The organism is Mesorhizobium sp. WSM4308 (assembly GCF_002294905.1).
Classification (GTDB): Bacteria; Pseudomonadota; Alphaproteobacteria; order Rhizobiales; family Rhizobiaceae; genus Mesorhizobium.
Genome location: NZ_NSFW01000006.1, coordinates 351,757 through 370,916 on the forward strand (window position 1 = coordinate 351,757; position 19,160 = coordinate 370,916).

General features: G+C 64.1%; 23 protein-coding genes and 1 pseudogene. 12 read left to right on the forward strand and 12 right to left on the reverse strand.

Going from position 1 to position 19,160, the window contains the following annotated elements:
* Positions 1-86: 86 nt before the first annotated feature.
* Both CK227_RS14140 and rsmI read right to left on the reverse strand, forming a co-directional pair.
* Positions 87-464 (reverse strand): YraN family protein, encoded by a 378-nt coding sequence (locus CK227_RS14140; protein WP_095773396.1) that lies wholly within the window; start codon positions 462-464, stop codon positions 87-89.
* Positions 457-1,386 carry a 16S rRNA (cytidine(1402)-2'-O)-methyltransferase gene (gene rsmI, locus CK227_RS14145; protein WP_095773397.1) on the reverse strand — a complete coding sequence of 310 codons (930 nt, stop codon included), beginning with the start codon at positions 1,384-1,386 and terminating at the stop codon, positions 457-459. Before rsmI ends, CK227_RS14140 begins: the two co-directional genes overlap by 8 nt.
* Before the next feature lie 154 nt (positions 1,387-1,540).
* Here rsmI and CK227_RS14150 point away from each other — a divergent pair, with 154 nt between their 5' ends.
* On the forward strand, positions 1,541-1,726 hold the full coding sequence (locus tag CK227_RS14150; protein WP_095773398.1) for a hypothetical protein: 186 nt from the start codon (positions 1,541-1,543) through the stop codon (positions 1,724-1,726).
* Between the two features lie 7 nt (positions 1,727-1,733).
* Positions 1,734-1,922: a hypothetical protein gene (locus CK227_RS14155; RefSeq protein WP_038650961.1), complete on the forward strand. Its 189-nt coding sequence runs from the start codon at positions 1,734-1,736 to the stop codon at positions 1,920-1,922.
* 81 nt (positions 1,923-2,003) lie between these two features.
* On the opposite strand, the gene CK227_RS14160 is transcribed toward CK227_RS14155, so the two are convergent.
* The 6 genes from CK227_RS14160 to rph all read right to left on the reverse strand — a co-directional run bounded on the left by CK227_RS14160 (position 2,004) and on the right by rph (position 5,923).
* On the reverse strand, positions 2,004-2,327 hold the full coding sequence (locus tag CK227_RS14160) for a low molecular weight protein tyrosine phosphatase family protein (protein ID WP_095773399.1): 324 nt from the start codon (positions 2,325-2,327) through the stop codon (positions 2,004-2,006).
* 42 nt (positions 2,328-2,369) lie between these two features.
* On the reverse strand, positions 2,370-2,693 hold the full coding sequence (locus CK227_RS14165) for a hypothetical protein (protein WP_095773400.1): 324 nt from the start codon (positions 2,691-2,693) through the stop codon (positions 2,370-2,372).
* An 82-nt stretch (positions 2,694-2,775) separates the two neighbouring features.
* A complete protein-coding gene (gene hemW / locus CK227_RS14170) occupies positions 2,776-3,954 on the reverse strand; it encodes a radical SAM family heme chaperone HemW (protein WP_179296448.1) in 1,179 nt (392 codons plus the stop codon).
* Positions 3,951-4,613, reverse strand: coding sequence for an RdgB/HAM1 family non-canonical purine NTP pyrophosphatase (gene rdgB / locus CK227_RS14175; protein WP_095773402.1), 663 nt, complete (start codon positions 4,611-4,613; stop codon positions 3,951-3,953). Before rdgB ends, hemW begins: the two co-directional genes overlap by 4 nt.
* Positions 4,613-5,023: a VOC family protein gene (locus CK227_RS14180; protein WP_095773403.1), complete on the reverse strand. Its 411-nt coding sequence runs from the start codon at positions 5,021-5,023 to the stop codon at positions 4,613-4,615. Before CK227_RS14180 ends, rdgB begins: the two co-directional genes overlap by 1 nt.
* Before the next feature lie 183 nt (positions 5,024-5,206).
* Complete coding sequence (rph, locus tag CK227_RS14190) at positions 5,207-5,923, reverse strand: ribonuclease PH (protein WP_095773405.1); 717 nt, start codon at positions 5,921-5,923, stop codon at positions 5,207-5,209.
* A gap of 157 nt (positions 5,924-6,080) precedes the next feature.
* Between rph and hrcA the strand changes: the two genes are divergently transcribed.
* The 6 genes from hrcA to CK227_RS14220 all read left to right on the forward strand — a co-directional run bounded on the left by hrcA (position 6,081) and on the right by CK227_RS14220 (position 11,810).
* Positions 6,081-7,163, forward strand: coding sequence for a heat-inducible transcriptional repressor HrcA (gene hrcA, locus CK227_RS14195; RefSeq protein WP_010912575.1), 1,083 nt, complete (start codon positions 6,081-6,083; stop codon positions 7,161-7,163).
* 130 nt (positions 7,164-7,293) lie between these two features.
* Positions 7,294-7,491 carry a hypothetical protein gene (locus CK227_RS14200; RefSeq protein WP_010912574.1) on the forward strand — a complete coding sequence of 66 codons (198 nt, stop codon included), beginning with the start codon at positions 7,294-7,296 and terminating at the stop codon, positions 7,489-7,491.
* 92 nt (positions 7,492-7,583) lie between these two features.
* A complete protein-coding gene (locus CK227_RS14205; protein WP_095773454.1) occupies positions 7,584-8,951 on the forward strand; it encodes a sorbosone dehydrogenase family protein in 1,368 nt (455 codons plus the stop codon).
* A 313-nt stretch (positions 8,952-9,264) separates the two neighbouring features.
* The gene (locus CK227_RS14210; protein WP_095773406.1) at positions 9,265-9,882 is read left to right on the forward strand and encodes a LysE family translocator; all 618 of its coding nucleotides are present in this window, start codon (positions 9,265-9,267) and stop codon (positions 9,880-9,882) included.
* 180 nt (positions 9,883-10,062) lie between these two features.
* The gene (gene cysK / locus CK227_RS14215) at positions 10,063-11,043 is read left to right on the forward strand and encodes a cysteine synthase A (RefSeq protein ID WP_095773407.1); all 981 of its coding nucleotides are present in this window, start codon (positions 10,063-10,065) and stop codon (positions 11,041-11,043) included.
* 140 nt (positions 11,044-11,183) lie between these two features.
* Positions 11,184-11,810, forward strand: a complete 627-nt coding sequence (locus CK227_RS14220) for a glutathione S-transferase family protein (RefSeq protein ID WP_095773408.1) — start codon at positions 11,184-11,186, stop codon at positions 11,808-11,810.
* Positions 11,811-11,813: 3 nt separating this feature from the next.
* On the opposite strand, the gene CK227_RS14225 is transcribed toward CK227_RS14220, so the two are convergent.
* Complete coding sequence (locus CK227_RS14225) at positions 11,814-13,058, reverse strand: RNA polymerase sigma factor (protein ID WP_095773409.1); 1,245 nt, start codon at positions 13,056-13,058, stop codon at positions 11,814-11,816.
* A 25-nt stretch (positions 13,059-13,083) separates the two neighbouring features.
* Entirely contained in the window at positions 13,084-13,452 is a 369-nt protein-coding gene (locus CK227_RS14230) for a YciI family protein (protein ID WP_095773410.1), read from the reverse strand.
* A 221-nt stretch (positions 13,453-13,673) separates the two neighbouring features.
* Here CK227_RS14230 and CK227_RS14235 point away from each other — a divergent pair, with 221 nt between their 5' ends.
* Positions 13,674-14,135, forward strand: a complete 462-nt coding sequence (locus tag CK227_RS14235; RefSeq protein ID WP_095773411.1) for a RidA family protein — start codon at positions 13,674-13,676, stop codon at positions 14,133-14,135.
* Positions 14,136-14,486: 351 nt separating this feature from the next.
* Here CK227_RS14235 and CK227_RS14245 read toward each other — a convergent pair whose 3' ends face one another.
* Positions 14,487-14,627, reverse strand: a complete 141-nt coding sequence (locus tag CK227_RS14245) for a hypothetical protein (protein ID WP_013892047.1) — start codon at positions 14,625-14,627, stop codon at positions 14,487-14,489.
* A gap of 398 nt (positions 14,628-15,025) precedes the next feature.
* Between CK227_RS14245 and CK227_RS14250 the strand changes: the two genes are divergently transcribed.
* The 3 genes from CK227_RS14250 (at position 15,026) to ligD (ending at position 19,021) form a co-directional block, all read left to right on the forward strand.
* Positions 15,026-15,532, forward strand: a complete 507-nt coding sequence (locus tag CK227_RS14250; RefSeq protein WP_095773412.1) for a ferritin-like domain-containing protein — start codon at positions 15,026-15,028, stop codon at positions 15,530-15,532.
* Positions 15,533-15,646: 114 nt separating this feature from the next.
* Positions 15,647-16,513 carry a Ku protein gene (locus CK227_RS14255; RefSeq protein ID WP_095773413.1) on the forward strand — a complete coding sequence of 289 codons (867 nt, stop codon included), beginning with the start codon at positions 15,647-15,649 and terminating at the stop codon, positions 16,511-16,513.
* Between the two features lie 12 nt (positions 16,514-16,525).
* A complete protein-coding gene (ligD, locus tag CK227_RS14260; RefSeq protein WP_095773414.1) occupies positions 16,526-19,021 on the forward strand; it encodes a DNA ligase D in 2,496 nt (831 codons plus the stop codon).
* Between the two features lie 18 nt (positions 19,022-19,039).
* Here ligD and CK227_RS37245 read toward each other — a convergent pair.
* Positions 19,040-19,160, reverse strand: a pseudogene (locus CK227_RS37245) (IS110 family transposase); the annotation flags it as partial.

Below are 19,160 nucleotides of genomic sequence, written 5' to 3' on the forward strand. Positions count from 1 at the left end.
GAGCCAGCGAAGGGCGAGCAACGCTTGAGACTCGAACAACCTCCTCGACTTCGTCATCCACGGGCGGAGCAAGGAGCGCCTCCCCTCTAATTCCGCCCATAAAACGCATTCTCGACATGCACCGGCCAGCGCCAGGGCAGCACGGCGACCATGTCGAAGCGCATCGACAATCTGCCGTAATCCGCCTGCCGCGAGAGCCAGATGTCGGCGGCGGCCTCGATGCGGCGCTCCGATTCGTGGCCGATCGCTTCCATGGCTTCCATCAGCGAACGCCGAGCCTTGACCTCGACGAACAGCACGAGATCGCCTCGCCGCGCGATCAGGTCGATCTCGCCGAAGCGGGTGCGATGGCGGCGCGCGAGGATGCGGTAGCCCTTCAGCATCAGCGCGGCAGCCGCCAGCCACTCGCCGCGATGGCCGCGCCGATAGGCTTTCCGGCGGTTGGCGCTCGGGCGCTCAGCCACCGTCGCCTTCTCCTGAGGTGTCCTTGAGTTCCAGCAGCCGCCGGTAAAGCGCCTGTTTCTGGCCGCCGGTCATCTTCGCGGCCTCCGCCGCCGCTTTGGAGGCCGGCATTTCGGCGGCGAGCGACAAAAGCAGGCGGTCAATGTCTTCGGGCTCGTCCGCCTTGGCCTCGGCGGGGCCGATGCAGACGACGATCTCGCCCTTCGGCGTGTCGGCGGCCGCATAGTGGTCGGCCAGCGCCCGCAGCGTGCCGGTGCGCATTTCCTCGAAGGTCTTGGTCAATTCGCGGCCGATTGCGGCTTTGCGCTCGCCGCCGAGCGCCTCGACCATGGCGCCGAGCGATTCGGCCAACCGGCGCGGCGATTCGAAGAAGATCAGCGTCGCCGGCACCGCCTTCAGTGCCTCCAGCCGCGTCAGCCGCTGCCCAGTCTTCACCGGCAAAAAGCCGGCGAACAGGAAAGCGTCGGACGGCAGGCCTGACGCGGTGAGCGCGGCCAGTGGCGCCGACGGACCGGGGATCGGCACGACGCGAATGCTTTGGTCGATTGCTTCGCCGACCAGCCGGTAGCCGGGATCGGAGACGAGCGGCGTGCCGGCATCGGAAATCAGCGCCACGCTCTGGCCGGCCTGAAGCGCCGCGATCAGCTTCGGCCCGGCCTCGCCGGCATTGTGCTCGTGATAGGCCGTGGTGCGGCGGCGGATGCCGTAGCGGTCGAGCAGCACGCGCGACACCCTGGTGTCCTCGCAGGCGACGATGTCGGCGGCGGCCAGCGTCTCCAGCGCGCGCAGCGTGATGTCGGCGAGATTGCCGATCGGCGTCGCCACCAGATAGAGCGCCGGCTCGAGCGGCCGGGCGGGAAATTCGGCCTGCCCGACCACATAGATGCGCTTGCCCGTCTCGTCGGTCACTGATGCCGTCTCCATTCAGCCCTGTTGGCCTGCCAAATCTTGTTTGGCATGGCTGGCGCAGGCTTGCAAAAGCTCACGCCGATGTAAGGTGATCGCCATGCCTTCGCCACAGTAGGGAACCAAACCGGCATTGGCAGATTTAGCCCCTGATTCCTAAAGGGAGGACAGGATGGACAGCCTGAAGATACAGGACGCTTTCGAGCCTTACTATGCCGGCCGCAAGCGCGTTGCCGCCGCCAGGGACAAGCGCCTGCCTGCCAAGACCGACACCAGCCTGACCGAGCGGGCGACAACCGCCCTGCCGACGAATGTCAGGCTTTCCGACAACCAACCAGACAGCACGACGGAGCACTGACCGGACGATGCCCAATCGCTTCGATATCTTCATCACCCGTCTTGAAACGAAAAGCGCCAGGGAAGGCGTGCCGCCACATCCGATGAACGACCAGCACAGCGTTCGCCGCGAAAAGGCCGACGCCAAACCGGCCCGCAACGGAGAGGCGCATGCCGAGAAGGATCGCGGCAAGCGCCGTTTCAAGCACGACGCCTGACCACTGCGATCTCTGGCCGCGACTGCTCTCGCTTCGTTATAGCGGGCGGAGCCACGCGGCATGGACCCGGGGATGACTGGTTCACCCCAGATAGCGTGAAACGCGCGCCTTCAGAAGGTCAATCAGCTCGAGATCCATGAATTCATAATTATCCGGTATATCGAGGCAGATGACCCGGGCCTGCTTCAGGCTGGCCTTGAATTTCTTCTGCAGTTTCGTGCGGTGCACCTTTTCCATGACGAAGATGATGTCGGCCCAGGCGACCAGCTCATGCGTCAGCGGCGTATCCGCGTCATGATTGGTCCCCGCCGAGGCGACCTCGATATCCCCGCGCTTTGAAAACACCTGCTCGGCGGTCGGGCTGCGCAAACGGTTCTGGCTGCAGACGAAGAGGACGTTTTTCAACAGTTATTGGCTTCCTGATTCAGCGGGCCTGCGGCTGCGGCACTACTCATCGAACATTTCGCGTATCGACTTGGTCAGCGGTATGTACTGGTCAAGCGTCAGTCCATGGAGTTCAAACTCCACCGCGTGCTCGCGCGGCAGTGCCCTTAGATTTATGCCGACATAGGCAAGAAAGCCCCGAACCACATCGAACTCAGTCATGCCTGAGGGCCTGTGCCTCGATATAACCTTCTGATTTTTGATAATTACGGCATCGGCTTGGTAGAAATCCTCGTCGGCCTGTGGCTTCGAAATTTCGGTCAATCCAAACTCGAAGACATCATCAGTGTTCACCGTGCGCAGCGTCTCATGGATCAGATACTTCATGTCGCACCCACATCGGAAACGGCGTAATGGTTTTCAGCCAAACCCACAGCATCTTTGCCTGAGCAGAAAACTACCTTTTGGCCTAGCGCGCCAGATCCGCCACCACGGCGTCGAGCACGATCATGCCGGCGGGCGTGGCGCGCAGGCGCGCATTGCCGATCGGCGCCACCAGCCCCTCGCCCTGCAGCACCGACAGCCGCGCGCTCGACAGGCCGCGGCCGGAAAACGCCTCGTAGCGCGAGAGGTCGATGCCCTCGGCCAGCCTCAGCCCCATCAGCAGGAATTCGTCGGCCTCTTCCGAGCGCGTCAGGATCTCGCCGCCGGTGACGCCATGGCCCTTGGCCTCGACCAGGTTGGCCCAGGTCTCCGGCATCCGCTCGGCGATGGTCACCGTGCGATGGCCGTTCTCTACGAAGCGGCCATGCGCGCCGGGGCCAACGCCGACATACTCGCCATAGCGCCAATAGGTCAGATTGTGCCGGCTTTCCGCACCCGGCCTGGCGTGGTTGGAAATCTCGTAGGCCGGCAGGCCATGCGCTGATGTAATCTCCTGCGTCAGCGCATAGAGGTCGGCGGCGCGGTCATTGTCGGGAATGATGAATTTCTTCGCCGCATGCAAAGCGTGGAAGGGCGTGCCTTCCTCGATGGTCAGCTGGTAGAGCGACAGATGGTCGGCGGCATGGCCGATCGCCTGTTCGAGCTCGGCCGCCCAGGCTTCCGGCGTCTGGCCCGGCCGGGCGTAGATCAGGTCGAAGGACAGGCGCGGAAAGATTTCGCGCGCGAGCCCGATGGCGTGCAGCGCCTCGTCGACATTGTGCAGCCGGCCGAGGAAGCGCAAATCCTTGTCGTTCAGGGCCTGCACGCCGAGCGAGACGCGGTTGACGCCGGCCGCGCGATAGCCGCGAAAGCGTTCGGCCTCGACCGAGGACGGGTTGGCCTCCAGCGTCACTTCGATGCCGTCAGGCACCGTCCAGTTCTTCGCCACGGCGTCCAGAACCCTGGCCACCGTCTCCGGCTTCATCAGCGAGGGCGTGCCGCCGCCGAGGAAAATGCTGGTCACCTCGCGCGGCCCGGTCCGCTCACGCATCGTCGCCAGTTCCGCCTCAAAGGCGGCGGCAAAGCGCTCCTGGTCGACCGGCTGGTGGCGGACATGGCTGTTGAAGTCGCAATAGGGGCACTTGGCCGCGCAGAACGGCCAATGGATGTAGACGCCGAAGCCGGGACTGCGGTCGAGCGGCATGATCATGCCAGGTCCAGTCATGCCGAGCCCAATCCCGGCAGATCCAACCGTGCTTGGGCGAATTTCTGGAAGGCGCGGGCGCGATGTGAGAGCGCCGTTGGCTGGCCGGGTTTCCAGCCGTGCTTTTCCTCAGCGCTCATCTCGCCAAACGTCTTGTCGAAGCCATTGGGCAAAAACACCGGATCGTAACCGAAGCCGAGCTCACCACGCGGCGGCCAGACCAGCGTGCCTTCGGCCTCGCCGCGATAATATTCGGCCGCGCCGTCGGGAAAGGCCAGGCAAATGACGGCGACGAAGCGCCCCTTGCGCTGTTCGGCCGAGGCCGCGCCGACTTCCTGCAAAGCCACTTCGGTGCGCTGCATGGCCATGGCGAAGTCCCTGCTGCCGTCAGGGGTTTCGGCCCAGTTGGCGGTGTAGACGCCGGGCGCGCCGTCGAGCGCGTCGACGCAGAGGCCGGAATCGTCCGACAGCGCCGGCAGGCCGGTCGCCTTCGCCGCGGCCAACGCCTTGATGTAGGCGTTTTCCTCGAAGGTCGTGCCGGTCTCGTCCGGTTCAGGCAGGCCGTAGTCCTTGGCCGACTTCGCCTCGAAGCCGAACGGTCCCATCAGGTCGGCGAATTCGCGCAGCTTGCCGGCATTGTGGCTGGCGACGACGATCTTCTTGCCATCAAGTGTATGCATCAAAGGCCCCAGATTCTCGGCTCGGCGAACTCGATCGAATTGCCCGAGGGGTCGCGTATATAGAGCGAACGGCCGCCTTGCGGCCATTCGAATTCGCTTTCGATGGCGATCTTCTTCGCCTCGAGATGCGCTTTCCAAGCCACGATTTCATCCGCGCTGGCGGCAAAGCAGAGATGACCTTCGCCGACCGCGCCGTGCGGCGGCACCGGCAGCCGGGCATCCGGCGCCGGCGGGATCTTGGTTGCCTCGGCGTTGAAGATGAGCAGCACGCCCGGCCCGCAGCGAAAGAAAAGATGCCTGCCGTCGACCTTGCCGAGGAACGTGAGGCCGAGGATGTCGGTGTAGAAATGCTCGGCCGCGTTGAGATCAGTCACATAGAGCGCTGATTCCAAAATTGCATAGGGTGTCACGAGGCACCCCCCTCTGCCCTACCGGGCATCTCCCTCTCGAGGGGGGAGATCAGCAGCCTCAATCTCGCCGCCCATCTTGCAACGCCGGAGATTGGCGAAGGCCGAAATGACATCCGATCTCCCCCCTTGAGGGGGAAATGGCCGGCAGGCCAGCGGGGGGTGCCTGGGCTCGGCATCTAAAACCTACGCCACCGCCATTTGCTGCAAACTCACCAGCCGCGAAATGCCTTTCTTGGCCAGGCCCATCAACTCGGCGAACTGGTCTTCCGAGAAAGGCTCGCCCTCGGCCGTGCCCTGGATCTCGACGATGCCGCCCTTGCCGGTCATGACGAAATTGGCGTCGGTGCCGGCCGCGGAATCCTCGAGATAATCGAGGTCGATGACCGGCTGGCCGTCATGGATGCCGCAGGAAATCGCCGCGACATGGTCCTTCAGCACCTTCGAAACACTGGCCATCTGCCGGGCTTCCATCCAGCGCAGGCAGTCGTACAGCGCCACCCAGCCGCCGGTGATCGAGGCGGTGCGGGTGCCGCCATCGGCCTGGATGACGTCGCAATCGACGGTGATCTGCTGCTCGCCCAGCGCCTGCAAATCGACCACGGCGCGCAGCGAGCGGCCGATCAGGCGCTGGATTTCCAGCGTGCGGCCGCCCTGCTTGCCGGCGGAGGCCTCGCGGCGCATGCGCTCGCCGGTCGAGCGCGGCAGCATGCCATATTCGGCCGTCACCCAGCCCTTGCCGGAATTGCGCATCCAGCCCGGCACCTTCTCCTCGAGGCTCGCCGTGCACAGGACATGGGTGTCGCCGAACTTCACCAGGCACGAACCTTCGGCGTGCTTGGAGACGCCGCGCTCGAAGGAGATGGCGCGCATTTCGTCGAATTGGCGTTTGGAGGGGCGCATTCAGGCTTCTTTCCCAGTCATTTTTCGGAATCGTGGCCGGCTTTTAGCCGCATGGGGGGCAGCGCGCAAAGGAAAACGGACCGGGCGATCCGATACAGAGACCGGTTGCGCCCACCGTGCCGAAGTCTATATCCTGAGGACGGAGGTTTTTGGCCGAATGACCAAGGCAATCGATCCGGGTTCGCAGCCGCTCGCACTTCAATCACTCGACATGCGCTCTCGTGACATCTTCCGGCGCATCGTCGATTCCTATCTCAGGGATGGCGAGCCCGTGGGCTCGCGCAGCCTGTCGCGCATCCTGCCGTCCTCGCTGTCGCCGGCCACCATCCGCAATGTGATGAGCGACCTCGAGCATCTCGGCCTGATCTACGCGCCGCACATTTCGGCCGGACGGCTGCCGACGCAGGCCGGCCTGCGCTTCTTCGTCGATGCCTTCATGGAACTTGGCGACCTCTCCGACGAGGAGCGCCGCACCATCGAGGCGCAGGTGCGGGCCTCAGGCTCTGGCGCGACGCTGGAGCACATGCTGACCGAGGCCAGCCAGATGCTGTCGGGCATGTCGCGCGGCGCCGGCCTGGTGCTGGCCGCCAAGAACGAGGTGGCGCTGAAGCATATCGAATTCATCCAGCTCGAGCCGACCAAGGCGCTCGCCGTGCTGGTGTCGCAAAATGGCGACGTTGAGAACCGCGTCGTCGAGCTGCCGGCGGGCATCACCGTGTCGCAGTTGCACGAGGCTTCGAATTTCCTCAACGCCCATATTCGCGGCCGTACGCTGGCGGAGGCGCGCACCGAAATCGCCCGCATCAAGGAAGAGACGAGAGCGGCCCTCGACACGCTGTCGCAGGACCTCGTCGAGAAAGGCCTGGCGGTGTGGGCGGGCGCCGAAAGCGGCCTGCCGGCACGGCTTATCGTGCGTGGCCGCGCCAACCTGCTCGAAAACGTCACCGCCCAGGCCGACATCGAGCTGCTGCGGCATCTGTTCGAGGACATGGAAACGCAGGACGGGCTGATCCAGCTGCTCGACCTCGCCGAGCAGGGATCGGGCGTGCGCATCTTCATCGGGTCGGAAAACAAGCTGTTTTCGCTGTCGGGCTCGTCGCTGGTTGTCGCGCCCTATCGCGACAAGGACGCCCGCGTCGTCGGCGCGCTCGGGGTCATCGGCCCGACCCGGCTGAACTACGCCCGCATCGTGCCGATGGTCGATTATACGGCGCAGTTGATATCGCGCATGTTGCGCTAAGGTGTGGATGTTCGGGTGGTGCGTACGACCAGTACGCTCCGGTTCTCGGTATCGACCATTTCCGGCTCGGCCTGACCTGAAGCTCTGCACCTTAGTGCCAAGATCGAAACGGGCAGCAAGGAGAAAAAGAATGGCGCTCGAAGAACTCAAGGCCCGGATCAGCCTGCTGCTGGAGGAGATGGTCAACCAGCCGGAAGACCAGCACGAAATCCAGGAACAATTGCGCGAGAAATTGCGGGAAATGCGCGCCATGGGCCTGCCGCTGCCGGCCGATCTCGTCGCGCTGGAAAAACGCCTCGACGACGATTTTTACGCGGCCGGGACATAAAGCCGGACTTTCGCTTCCTCATCAGGTCGAGTGAGGCGGAACCCGGAGACAAGCCGGCCGTTGGTTTCCTTCGCGACCAGATGGAGGACAAGATGATCCGATTGGCCGGACTGGTGATCCCCGCCCTCTTTCTCACAGGCGCGGCATTCGCCCAGCAGGCCGACCAGCCGGTGCTGAAGGGTGCGGCCGCCTTTGGCGACTGGCGTGCCGACAGACCGGGCGTGCGCCGCCTGATCAAGCCGGAAGACCTGCCGAAGCCTTACGTCACCAAGTCGGTGTCGAACAGCGCCGGCCTTGCCGACATGCCGACGGGCGCGAAGCCGCAATTGCCGCCGGGTTTCTCGGCCGAACTGATCGCCTCCGGCATCGACAATCCGCGCGCCGTGCGCGTCGCACCCAATGGCGACCTGTTCGTCGCCGACAGCGAAGCCAACCAGATCCGCGTCTATCGCCTGGCCAAGGACAGCGCCAAGCCCGCCGAGGACCGCATTTTCGCCGGCAATCTCAACCAGCCCTATGGCATTGCCTTCTATCCGCCGGGAGATGATCCGCAATGGGTCTATGTCGCCAACAGCGACAGCATCGTGCGCTTTGCCTACCGCGGTGGCGACCTGAAGGCATCCGGCGAACCGGAAATCATCGTCGCCAACATTCCCTCGAACCATCACTGGACCCGCGACATCGTCTTTTCGCCGGATGGCAAGACGCTCTATCTGTCGGTCGGCTCCGGTTCGAACGTCGCCGAGGACATGGGCAAGGCGCCGGATGGCGGCCTCGACGCGTGGGTGACATCGCAGCCGCTCGGCGCAAGCTGGGGCTCCGAAGAGGGGCGCGCCGACGTGCAAGCCTTCGATCCGGACGGCAAGAACGGCCGCATCGTCGCCACCGGCCTGCGCAACTGCTCGGGCATGACCATCCAGCCGGCGACCGGGGCGCTGTGGTGCGTCGTCAACGAGCGCGACGCGCTGGGCGACAATGTGCCGTTCGAATACGCCACCTCGGTCAAGGACGGCGCGTATTATGGCTGGCCCTGGTACTATATCGGCAACCACGAGGACCCGCGTTACAAGGGCGCGCGGCCCGACCTCGCCGGCAAGGCAACCATTCCCGATGTGCTGATGCAGGCGCATTCGGCGCCGCTCAACATCATCTTTTACGAGCGCAAGGACCTGCCCGCCGACAGCGGTTTTCCCAAGGAATACCGGGGGGATGCCTTCGTCGCCCTGCACGGTTCGTGGAATCGCGGCAACAGGACCGGCTACAAGGTCGTCCGCCTGCTGTTCAGGGACGGCAGGCCGACCGGGGAATATGAGGATTTCATGACCGGCTTCGTCGTTTCCAACGGCGAGGTCTGGGGCCGGCCGGTCGGCGTGGCGGTGGCCCATGACGGGGCGCTGATCATGACCGAGGACGGCAACGGTACGATCTGGCGTGTGACCTATGACGGCGGCCGTTCCTGATCCTGCTTGGACAATGCAGACCCCCTCACCCGGATTGCCAACCGAATTGCGAAGGGCAATTCGGGGCAATCCGACCTCTCCCCCTCGGGGACAGGAGCTTGTTAGCGCCGGCGCCTTTCTCTTCTCCCCCACGGGGGTCCGAAGGACGGGCGAGGCCCGTGACTCGCCCCGGCAAAGGTGGCCGCGAAGCGGCCGGATGAGGGGGGCCTTATAGGGCGAAGACCGCGCTGTCTGGTGCAATCAAATCCAATCCTCAGGAAATTCAATTCCATTCGGATGTATGCAATATGGCCCTTCAATCTGGGACCTATCCATGACCCTCACCGGCTTCCTCGCCTACAGTGCCGCCCTCGGCATCGCCGCCGCCATTCCCGGCCCCGGCGTCACCGCGCTTGTCGCGCGGGCACTCGGCTCCGGTTTTCGCTCGTCGCTGGCCATGTCCTTTGGCCTGATGCTGGGCGACCTCACCTATCTGACCGCCGTGGTGCTCGGCCTCGCCTTCGTGGCGCAGACCTTCGGCATGGTGTTCCTGGCCATCAAATGGGCCGGCGTTGCCTATCTGGCATTTCTGGGCTGGCGCTTCTGGACCGCCGGCATCACGCCCGAAACGGTCGAGGCCCGGAAGGGCAAGGGCGGGCTGGTGTCGAGTTTCATCGCCGGCCTCACCGTCACGCTCGGCAATCCGAAGACGATGATCTTCTACCTCGCGATCACGCCGACCATCGTCGACCTGAAGACCATTACGCTGGCCGATTACGGCATTCTCGCCGCGCTGACGGTGGTCGTGCTGTTCGTCGTGCTGGTTCCCTACCTGGCGCTCGCCGCCAAGGCGCGCTGGTTCTTGAAATCGCCGCGCGCGCTGAAGCTGCTGAACCGCACCGCCGCTGGCTTCATGGTGGGCGCGGCGGCGGCGATCGCGGCCCGCCAATAGCATGCTTTCAGCCAAAACATTCCGGGGGCAGGCTTCCCGGTGAAATGCTTTTCCGGGACATGGGCGTTTTAGACACGGGCCCCACTCGGATATTTCCGGCCAACAGCTTATGTTGCGCGGCTGAAAGCCTTATCTTGCCGGCTGCAATGCCACTTGCCTGAAATCCTGGGAGCGAAACCAATGAACAAGCCAGTCACCTCCGCCCGCGTCCCCGGCCGCGGCCGCACCTACAGTTCCATCACCGACACGATCGGCGACACGCCCCTGGTCCGGCTCGACAAACTCGCCAAGGAGAAGGGCGTCGTCGCCAATCTCGTCGCCAAGCTCGAGTTCTTCAACCCGATCGCCTCGGTCAAGGACCGCATCGGCGTGGCGATGATCGAGGCGCTCGAGGCGGCCGGCAAGATTGCGCCCGGCAAGACCACGCTGATCGAGCCGACCTCGGGCAATACCGGCATCGCGCTCGCCTTCGCCGCCGCCGCCAAGGGTTACAAGCTGATCCTGACCATGCCCGAGACGATGTCGGTCGAGCGCAGGAAGATGCTGGCGCTGCTCGGCGCCGAACTGGTGCTGACCGAAGGTCCGAAAGGCATGAAAGGCGCCATCGCCAAGGCCGACGAGCTGGCCGCGACGATCCCCAATGCCGTCATCCCGCAGCAGTTCGAAAACCCGGCCAATCCGGAAATCCACCGCAAGACGACAGCGCAGGAGATCTGGAACGACACGCAGGGCGAGGTCGACATCTTCGTCGCCGGCATCGGCACCGGCGGCACCATCACCGGCGTCGGCCAGGTGCTGAAGAAGCTCAAGCCATCCGTGCATGTCGTCGCCGTCGAGCCGGAAGCCTCGCCGGTGCTGTCGGGCGGCCAGCCCGGCCCGCACAAGATCCAGGGCATTGGCGCCGGCTTCGCGCCAAAGATCCTCGACACCACGATCTATGACGAGATCGTCAAGGTTTCCAACGAGGATTCGGTCGCCAATGCCCGCCTCGTCGCCCGCCTCGAAGGCGTGCCGGTCGGCATCTCGTCGGGTGCGGCGCTGCAGGCGGCAATCGTCGTCGGCTCGCGGCCGGAGAACAAGGGCAAGACCCTGGTCGTGGTCATCCCCGATTTCGCCGAACGCTACCTGTCGACGATCTTGTTCGAGGGGCTGGGGGCCTAGGTCAGCCCCCATCGACGGGCCGCCGTGCGTCGCTGGCCCGTTGAAAAATCCTCCCGTGGCGCCTGTGACCCGGCTTGAGCAGATCCCTGCTTCCGGGTCATATCGCGCGGTCCGCTTTGCACGGGCCAGGGGAGAATTTCATGTACAAGCTTTATACCCGTCCCGGCAGCGGCGGCTTCGTCGTCGAGGCAGCGCTGGCGCTGGCCAACGTGCCGTTCGAACAGGTCGACGTGCCGAAGTCCGAGCGGCCCGATCCGGCTTTCCTCGACATCAGCCCACTGAACCAGGTGCCGGTGCTGACCTTGCCGGACGGACGCTCGATGACCGAATCGGCGGCGATCTGCATCCTGCTCGCCGAGCGCCATCCGCAGGCCCGCCTGGCGCCGGCGGTCGATGCGCCCGCCCGCGCCGATTTCCTGCGCTGGATGGCCTTCATGTCGTCGGTGCTCTACCCGGCGGTGCTGCGGTTCTACTACGCCCATCGCTACACGACCGACGCCGACGGCACGAAGGCCGTCAAGCAGGCGGCAATCGCCGAGATGGACCGCGGCTTCGCCGTTCTGGACAGCGCTCTGAAGGGGCGTGACTGGCTGGTTGGCGACGAGATGTCGCTGGCCGACATCTATCTCGTCATGCTGGTGGCCTGGCATCCCGACATCGACAGCGCGCGGGCGGCATGGCCTGATATTGAACGTCTCTGGGCCAGGCTGCGCGACCATCCGCTGCTGAAGGCGCTCAACACCTCGCATGAGATGTGGCCGGGCTGAAGGTCAGTTTCGCAGCGCCGCCCTTTTGCCTTGCAGGAAGCGGCGCACCGCCGGATCGCGTTCGAGGCCGATCGCCCGGTCATAGGCCTCGGTTGCCTGCGGTACCTGGCCAAGCCTGGCCAGGAGGCCGGCCCGCGCCGCCCAATAGGGCTGATATTCATTGAGCCGCTTGTCGTCGCCCAGCACATAAAGCGCCGCCAGCCCCGCCACGGCGCCTTCCGTCTCGGCAAGCGCCACCGCGCGGTTGATCGCCACCACCGGCGAACCGACGATCGAAAACAGCGCGTCGTAGAGTGCGCGGATCGCCGGCCAGTCGGTGCGGCCGGTGAGCCGTCGCGCCGCGTGGGCGGACTGGACGGCCGCCTCGAGCTGGTAGCGGCCGACCACACCGCTCGCCGCGGCATGGGACAGAAGCATCTCCGCCTCGTCGATCAGGGCACGGTCCCACAGGTCGCAGTCCTGCTCGGCCAGCGGCACGAAGTCGCCTTCGGCACTGCGCCGGGCGGTGCGGCGGGCCTCGGCGAACAGCATGAGCGCCAGCAGGCCAAGCGCTTCCGGCTCTTGCGGCATCAGCGTCGCCACCAGGCGGCCAAGCCAGATCCCTTCGGTGGCGAGGTTGCGGCGCTGCGTCTCGGTGCCGGCCGGATCGGACCAGCCTTCGGCGAAGGCGGCGTAGATCGCCTCCAGCACCGCGCCCAGCCGTTCGCCGAGTTCGGCCCGCTCCGGCACACGGAACGGAATGCCGGTTTCGCGGATGCGCGTCTTGGCGCGCACCAGGCGCTGGCCCATCGTTGCCGGCGAGACCAGGAAGGCGGAAGCGATCGTCGCGGCATCGAAACCCAGCACGGTCTGCAGGATCAGCGGCGCGCGCACGCCCGGTTCGATCGCCGGATGCGCGCAAGCAAACATCAGCCGCAGCCGTTCGTCGGGCAGCTCTTCGTCGGTCATGCGCGCCTCCATCTCCTCGGCAATCAGCTTGAGATGATCGCGGGCCGCCTCGCGGGTGAGCCGCCGGCGAACCGCATCGACCCGCCGCCGCCGCGCCACGGCGAGCAGCCAGGCTTCCGGCTTTTCAGGCACGCCCGATTTCGGCCAGCGTTCGAGCGCGGCGGCAAAGGCGTCGGCCAGCGCATCCTCGGCCGCGGTCACGTCGCGCGTGCGCGCCGCGAGCCAGGCGACCAGCTTGCCATAGCTCTGCCGGGCGGCGGCCTCGGCGGCCGCCCGGGCGATCTCCGGGCGACTGTCCATCACATGGTCATTTCTTGGCACGTCGTCATTGCTTGGGCATGTAATCGGCCATTTCCCAGATCGGCCGCAACTCGACCGTGCCGGTGCTGGCCGCTGGACAGCGCGCCGCCCATTCGATGGCGGTATCGATGTCGGCCGCCTCGATCATGTAGAAGCCGGCAAGCTGCTCCTTGGTGTCGGCATAGGGGCCGTCGATCACGTTGGTCTTGCCGTCGGCGATCCGCACCGAGGTGGTCGCCTGGGTCGGGCGCAGCCGTTCGCCGGCCAGCCAAGCGCCGGATTGCTTCAACGCCTCGGTATAGGCGTTATAGGCCGCGCTCATCTGCTGGGCCTTCTCGATCGGCATGGCCGCCATTGCGGCTTCGCTATTGTTGATCATCAGCATGTATCGCATGGGTCTTCTCCCGTGTTTCGAAGGCCGCGTCCTTGCGGGGCCAGACGTATGTCGCGCGGCGTCGACCGATTTCGACAGGGCGCAGCAAAAAACTTTCGACTTCGTCACGCGCTTTCGCAAGGACCAGGTTTCGCCAAACGGCCCGCGGCGGCTGGCAATGACGCCCCGCCGCACTATCCTTTGTGATCCAGGCACGTCACGCCAGGGATGGGAGATGAGCAATGGAACTCGTGACCCACAAGAAATTCAAAAGCGGCCGGTTGATGCCGTGGGGCAAGGGGACAGTTGTCACCGGCGCGAAGGGATTTGTCTACCTTTGTGGAAACACGGCGACTGCCGCCGACTACGATCCGGCCGGCAAGCAGGGCGGTCGTTTCGCTGGCGATGCGGCGGCGCAGTGGCTCGAGGTTCTGGGCAACATCAAAGCCGATCTGGAGGAGCTGGGCACCGCGCTTGAACACCTCGTCAAACTGACCTTCTTTGTCAGAGGACCATTTCCCGACGGCGGCGTTCTCAGCTCTGCCAATTTTCGCCTGGACGTTCTGGACGCGTTCTTTGCCGAGCATTGCCCGAAGCACTGCAGTTACAACAACCCGCCGCCCTCGGAGGTGATTGGCGTCGCCGCGCTGGCTCAAGCCGACATCGTCATTGAAATTGTCGCGATAGCGGCCTTGCCGGATTGATCTCAGCCATGGCGTGGCTGCCTCTCACCACCATGCGCACGAAGCCGGAGCACAGCACGCAGACGCCATCGAAGACGATCAGCGGATGGCTGGCATCGAAAGATGGTTCAGCCGGAGGACTGGGCTTGGCCAGACGTGATTGGGGCGGACTTGACTGGGAAAGATCGGTCACGCGGGCCTCGGCTGCTCGTGTCCTGGGACACCAGGCCAGCCGGGAGCGGGATCAAAGACGTGGCGATGTCGCACGGCGCCTGTCGCTCAGAGCCGGGCGCTCGGAACGATAAGTGGTGGCGCGGGTCGTGGTGTCCGGCCTGCAGATGCGGCTGTTGTGGCGGCTCTCGAACGTCATGGTCAGTGCGCGCCCAGCGACGTGCCGCGACGGGCGCAAGCCGGACCAGGGCCGCGCATGTAATAGCGCTCGGGCCGATAGGTCGGCGCGACGAATTCGCGGATGGCGGCGGCGTAGCCGATGAGGTGCGTTAGGAAGTTCATTTACCCTGTCCCTGTCCCGATTTTCGGATGTCCCTTCCGAATTGCGTGAAGGATAGCATCGAGGCGTGAATAGTCGGTGAACACGATGTTAATATCTGGTCGAAAACCCGTTGCTTCGTGGCCGGAATGCGGCTGATTCGGGGTGTTTCCGCGCCTTTTGTCGTCATTCCGGCCAGTGTGACTTTTGCATCACATATGTTTCGTTTGAATGTCGCCTGGGCGCGGTTCTGTTTCAACTTCCGGCTGGCCGATGGAATTTCCTTGCTCAGGCAGGAAAGGAAGGAACCGGCATATAGGGCGGACGTTGACCGTCGGGACTGGCGTGGCCGGTCCGAGATTGCCTGCAAGCCGCAGGCATGTACACCAACACCGCAAGAGCAAATGGAAAGGCTAGAACCATGGGCTTCTTTTCGAAGGACATCAAAACGCTGGACGACCTGTTCGTGCACACGTTGCGCGACATCTATTACGCGGAAAAGCAGATCGAGAAGGCGTTGACGAAGATGATCGACAAGGCCACCAACGCGCAGCTCAAGGCAGGCTTCGAAAAACATCTTGAACAGACCAAGGGCCATATCGAACGCGTCGAAGAGGTGTTCGAGCTGCATGGCGTCAAGGCCAAGGCGATCAACTGCCCGGCCATTGACGGCATCCTCGAGGAAGCTGACGAGGTGAGCGGCGACATCGCCGACAAGCAGGTCCTGGACGCCGCCCTGATCGCCTCTGCGCAAGCGGTCGAGCATTACGAAATGACCCGTTACGGCACGCTGATTGCCTGGGCCAAGCAACTCGGCCGCAGCGATTGCGCCAACGTACTCGCGAAGAATCTCAAGGAAGAGCAAGCGACCGATCGCAAGCTCACCGAGATGGCGGAAAGCAAGATCAATCTCCAGGCTGCCGAATAGGTGAGATGGCAGGCAAGGTCGGCGCGGCAACGGCGCCGACTTGCCTTGTCGCGCGGTCGGAACCGGAATGGGCTTTGCCCCGTTCTGGATTGAACCTGTTGCAAGGAGTTTGTCATGGCGCCGCGTCCAGCCTGGAAAGGCTATCTGAAGCTGTCGCTGGTGACCTGCGCGGTCGAACTGACCAATGTCGTCACCCACACCGAAAGGGTGTCGTTTCGCATCCTCAATCGCAAGACCGGCAACACGGTGAAGCGCATCTATGTCGACGCCGAAACCGGCAAGCCCTTGGACGATGGCGACGAGATCAAGGGTTATGAATTGGACGACGGCGATTTCGTCCATATCGAGGAAGACGAGATCGAGGCGGTGCAGATCGAATCCTCGCACACGATGAGCCTCGACGGTTTCGTCGACAAGGCCTCGATCCAGCAGATCTATCTCGACACGCCCTATTATGTCGCGCCGGCCGACAAGGTGTCGGAAGAGGCATTCGCCGTCATCCGCGATGCCATGGCGGGCAAGAAGATGGCCGGGCTGGCGCGGATCGTGCTTTATCAACGCGAACGGCCCGTGGTCATCGAACCGCTCGGCAAGGGCATGGTGCTAACGACGCTTCGCTACGACAATACGGTGCGCCAGCCGGACAGCGTGTTCGGCGAGATCAAGGCGGTGAAGACCGACCAGGAAATGACCGATCTCGCCGAACTGATCATCGACAAGAAGAAGGCCAAGTTCGATCCGTCGAAATTCGACGACAAATATGAGGACGCGTTGCTCGAGCTGATCCGCGCCAAGAAGGCGGGGCACAAGGCGCCGAAGGCCAAGGCGGCGCCGAAGCCCTCCAATGTCGTCAATCTGTTCGACGCGCTGAAGAAGAGCCTGTCGTCGGATTCCGGTTCGCCGAAACCATCATCGGCGAAAGCCAAGCCGGCAGCCAAACGCGCCAAGCCGAAAGCGGCGCCGAAGCGCAAATCGGCCTGAGGAGACCAAGCAATGGCCGGCCTCGAACAATATCACGCCAAGCGCGATTTCAAGAAAACGTCGGAGCCGGCGGGTAAGGTCGCACGCACGAAAAAGAGCGAAGCGGGCGGCATCTTCGTCATCCACAAGCACGCGGCGACAAGGCTGCATTACGACCTTCGCCTCGAGCATGGCGGCGTGCTGTGGAGCTGGGCGGTGACGCGGGGGCCTAGCCTCGATCCGCATGAGAAGCGGCTCGCCGTTCATGTCGAGGACCATCCGATCGACTATGCGCCGTTCGAGGGCACGATCCCGAAGGGCGAGTATGGCGGCGGCTCGGTGATCGTCTGGGACGAGGGAAGGTGGGTGCCGGAGACCGACCCGGCCAAGGCGATGAAGAAGGGGCATATCAGTTTCGAGCTCAACGGCCATAAGCTGCATGGGCTGTGGCATCTGGTGCGGCTGAAACCCCGCGCGGGTGAAAAGCGCGACAACTGGCTCTTGATCAAGTCGGACGACGCCGCGGCACGCCCGGGCGAGGACATTTTGAAGGAGAGGCCGGAATCGGTGAAGTCGGGCCTGACGATCGAAGAGGTTGGCGAGGGCAAGACCGCCAAGGGCAAGAAGCCCAAGGTCTGGCATTCGAACAAGCCGGCCGCCGGCAAGGCGAAGGCAGCGGCGCGCAAACTCGACTTCATCGAACCGCAGCTGGCGACACTGGAGCGGGATGCACCGCCGGGCAGGGACTGGCTGCATGAAGTCAAATTCGACGGCTATCGCATGCAGGCGCAGATCGCCGGCACGGAAGTGCGGCTCTTGACCCGCACCGGCCTCGACTGGACCGACAAGTTTGGAAGCGAGATCATCGCGGAGCTGGCCGCGCTGAAATGCAGCGACGCTATCGTCGACGGCGAGATCGTCGTTTTGGCCGACAGCGGCGTCTCGTCCTTCGCGCTGCTGCAGCAGGACCTGTCGGCGAAGCGGACACACCGCTTCATCTACTACGTGTTCGACCTGATGCGGCTCGACGGCAAGGATTTGCGTCGCGAGCCGCTGGTCGAGCGCAAGCAGGCCTTGCAGGAGCTGCTCGGCGAGCAGCCGGAAAATGCGGCGGTGCGTTTCTCCGACCATTTTTCCGAGCCCGGCAAGATCATGCTGGAACATGCGTGCCGCATGGGGCTGGAAGGCGTCGTCTCCAAACGTGCCGATGCGCCCTATCGCAGCGGGCGCGGCCCGACCTGGGTGAAGTCGAAATGCACGGCGCGGCAGGAATTCGTCATCGGCGGTTATCTGCCGTCGGACAAAACCGGGCGCGGGCTGCGCTCGCTGCTGGTCGGCTATTACGAGGGCGGCAAACTGCAGTATGCCGGCCGTGTCGGGACCGGTTTCTCCGCCAAGGGCGCCACCGCGCTGAAGCAGAAGCTGGACGCGCTGAAGGCGACGGCTTCGCCTTTCGACAAGGCCGTACCGAAAGGCAAGGGCCTGGTCTGGGTCAAGCCGGAGCTCGTCGGCGAAGTGGAGTTTCGCAGCTGGACGTCGGACCGTATAATACGCCATGCCTCGTTCCAGGGGCTGCGCGAGGACAAGCCGGCGGAGGACGTTGTGCAGGAAAAGCCCAAGGCAGCGACAGGCAAGGCCAAGCCGGCCTCGAGCGGCACCGCCACCCGGACGATGACGACCAGCGTAAGACTCTCCCATCCCGACAAGCTGCTATGGCCCGACGAAAAGATCTCCAAGCAGGGGCTGCTCGACCATTACGCCGGGGTTTGGCCGCGCATGCAGCAATTCGTCGTCAACCGGCCGCTCAGCCTTGTGCGGGCGCCGGACGGCGTCGGCGGCCCGCGCTTCTTCCAGAAACATGCCTCGGCCGGCATGAGCGACAAAATAGCCCGGATGAAGGACCCGACGGATGGCGAGGAAATCCTGTTCGTGCGGGATTTCGACGGTGTCGCGGCGCTCGTCCAGTACGGTGTGGTGGAGATCCACATCTGGGGCTGCACGATCGACAAGCTTGAACAGCCGGACCAGATCATCTTCGATCTCGACCCCGATGAAGGCGTCGATGTGAAAGCGGTGCGCGAGGCGGCGCTCGATATAAGGGGCAAGCTCGACGAGCTGTCGCTGCCGAACTTCGTTAAGACATCGGGCGGCAAGGGCTACCATGTGCTGGTGCCGCTGAAGCCATCGGCCGACTGGGAGGCGGTGAAGACCTTCGCGCATGATTTCGCCAAGGCGCTCGAACAGGGTGCCCCCGACCGCTACACGGCCACACTGTCGAAGAAGGCGCGGACCGGGAAAATCTTCGTCGACTATCTGCGCAATGGCAGGGGCTCGACGACGGTCGCGCCCTATTCCTCGCGCGCCAAGAAAGGAGCCACCGTGTCGATGCCGGTGACCTGGGCCGAGATCGAGGCCGGCCTGGCGCCGAACGCGTTCCCAATCGGCGACAAGACGACGCTGAAGCAGCTGGCGGAAGCCGATCCGTGGATGGATTTCTTCAAGCAGGCGAAGGCGTTGAAGCGGGGGTGAGCCTACCCGACTTCGTCATCAACTCTGAGGAATGGCGGCGTCCCTGAGCCTAGCGTTTAAGGTGACGACGATCTTTCGCATGACGGCAGCGATGGCCACCATTGGCTTTTTGCCGTTGGTGATGAGGCGTTTGTAGAAG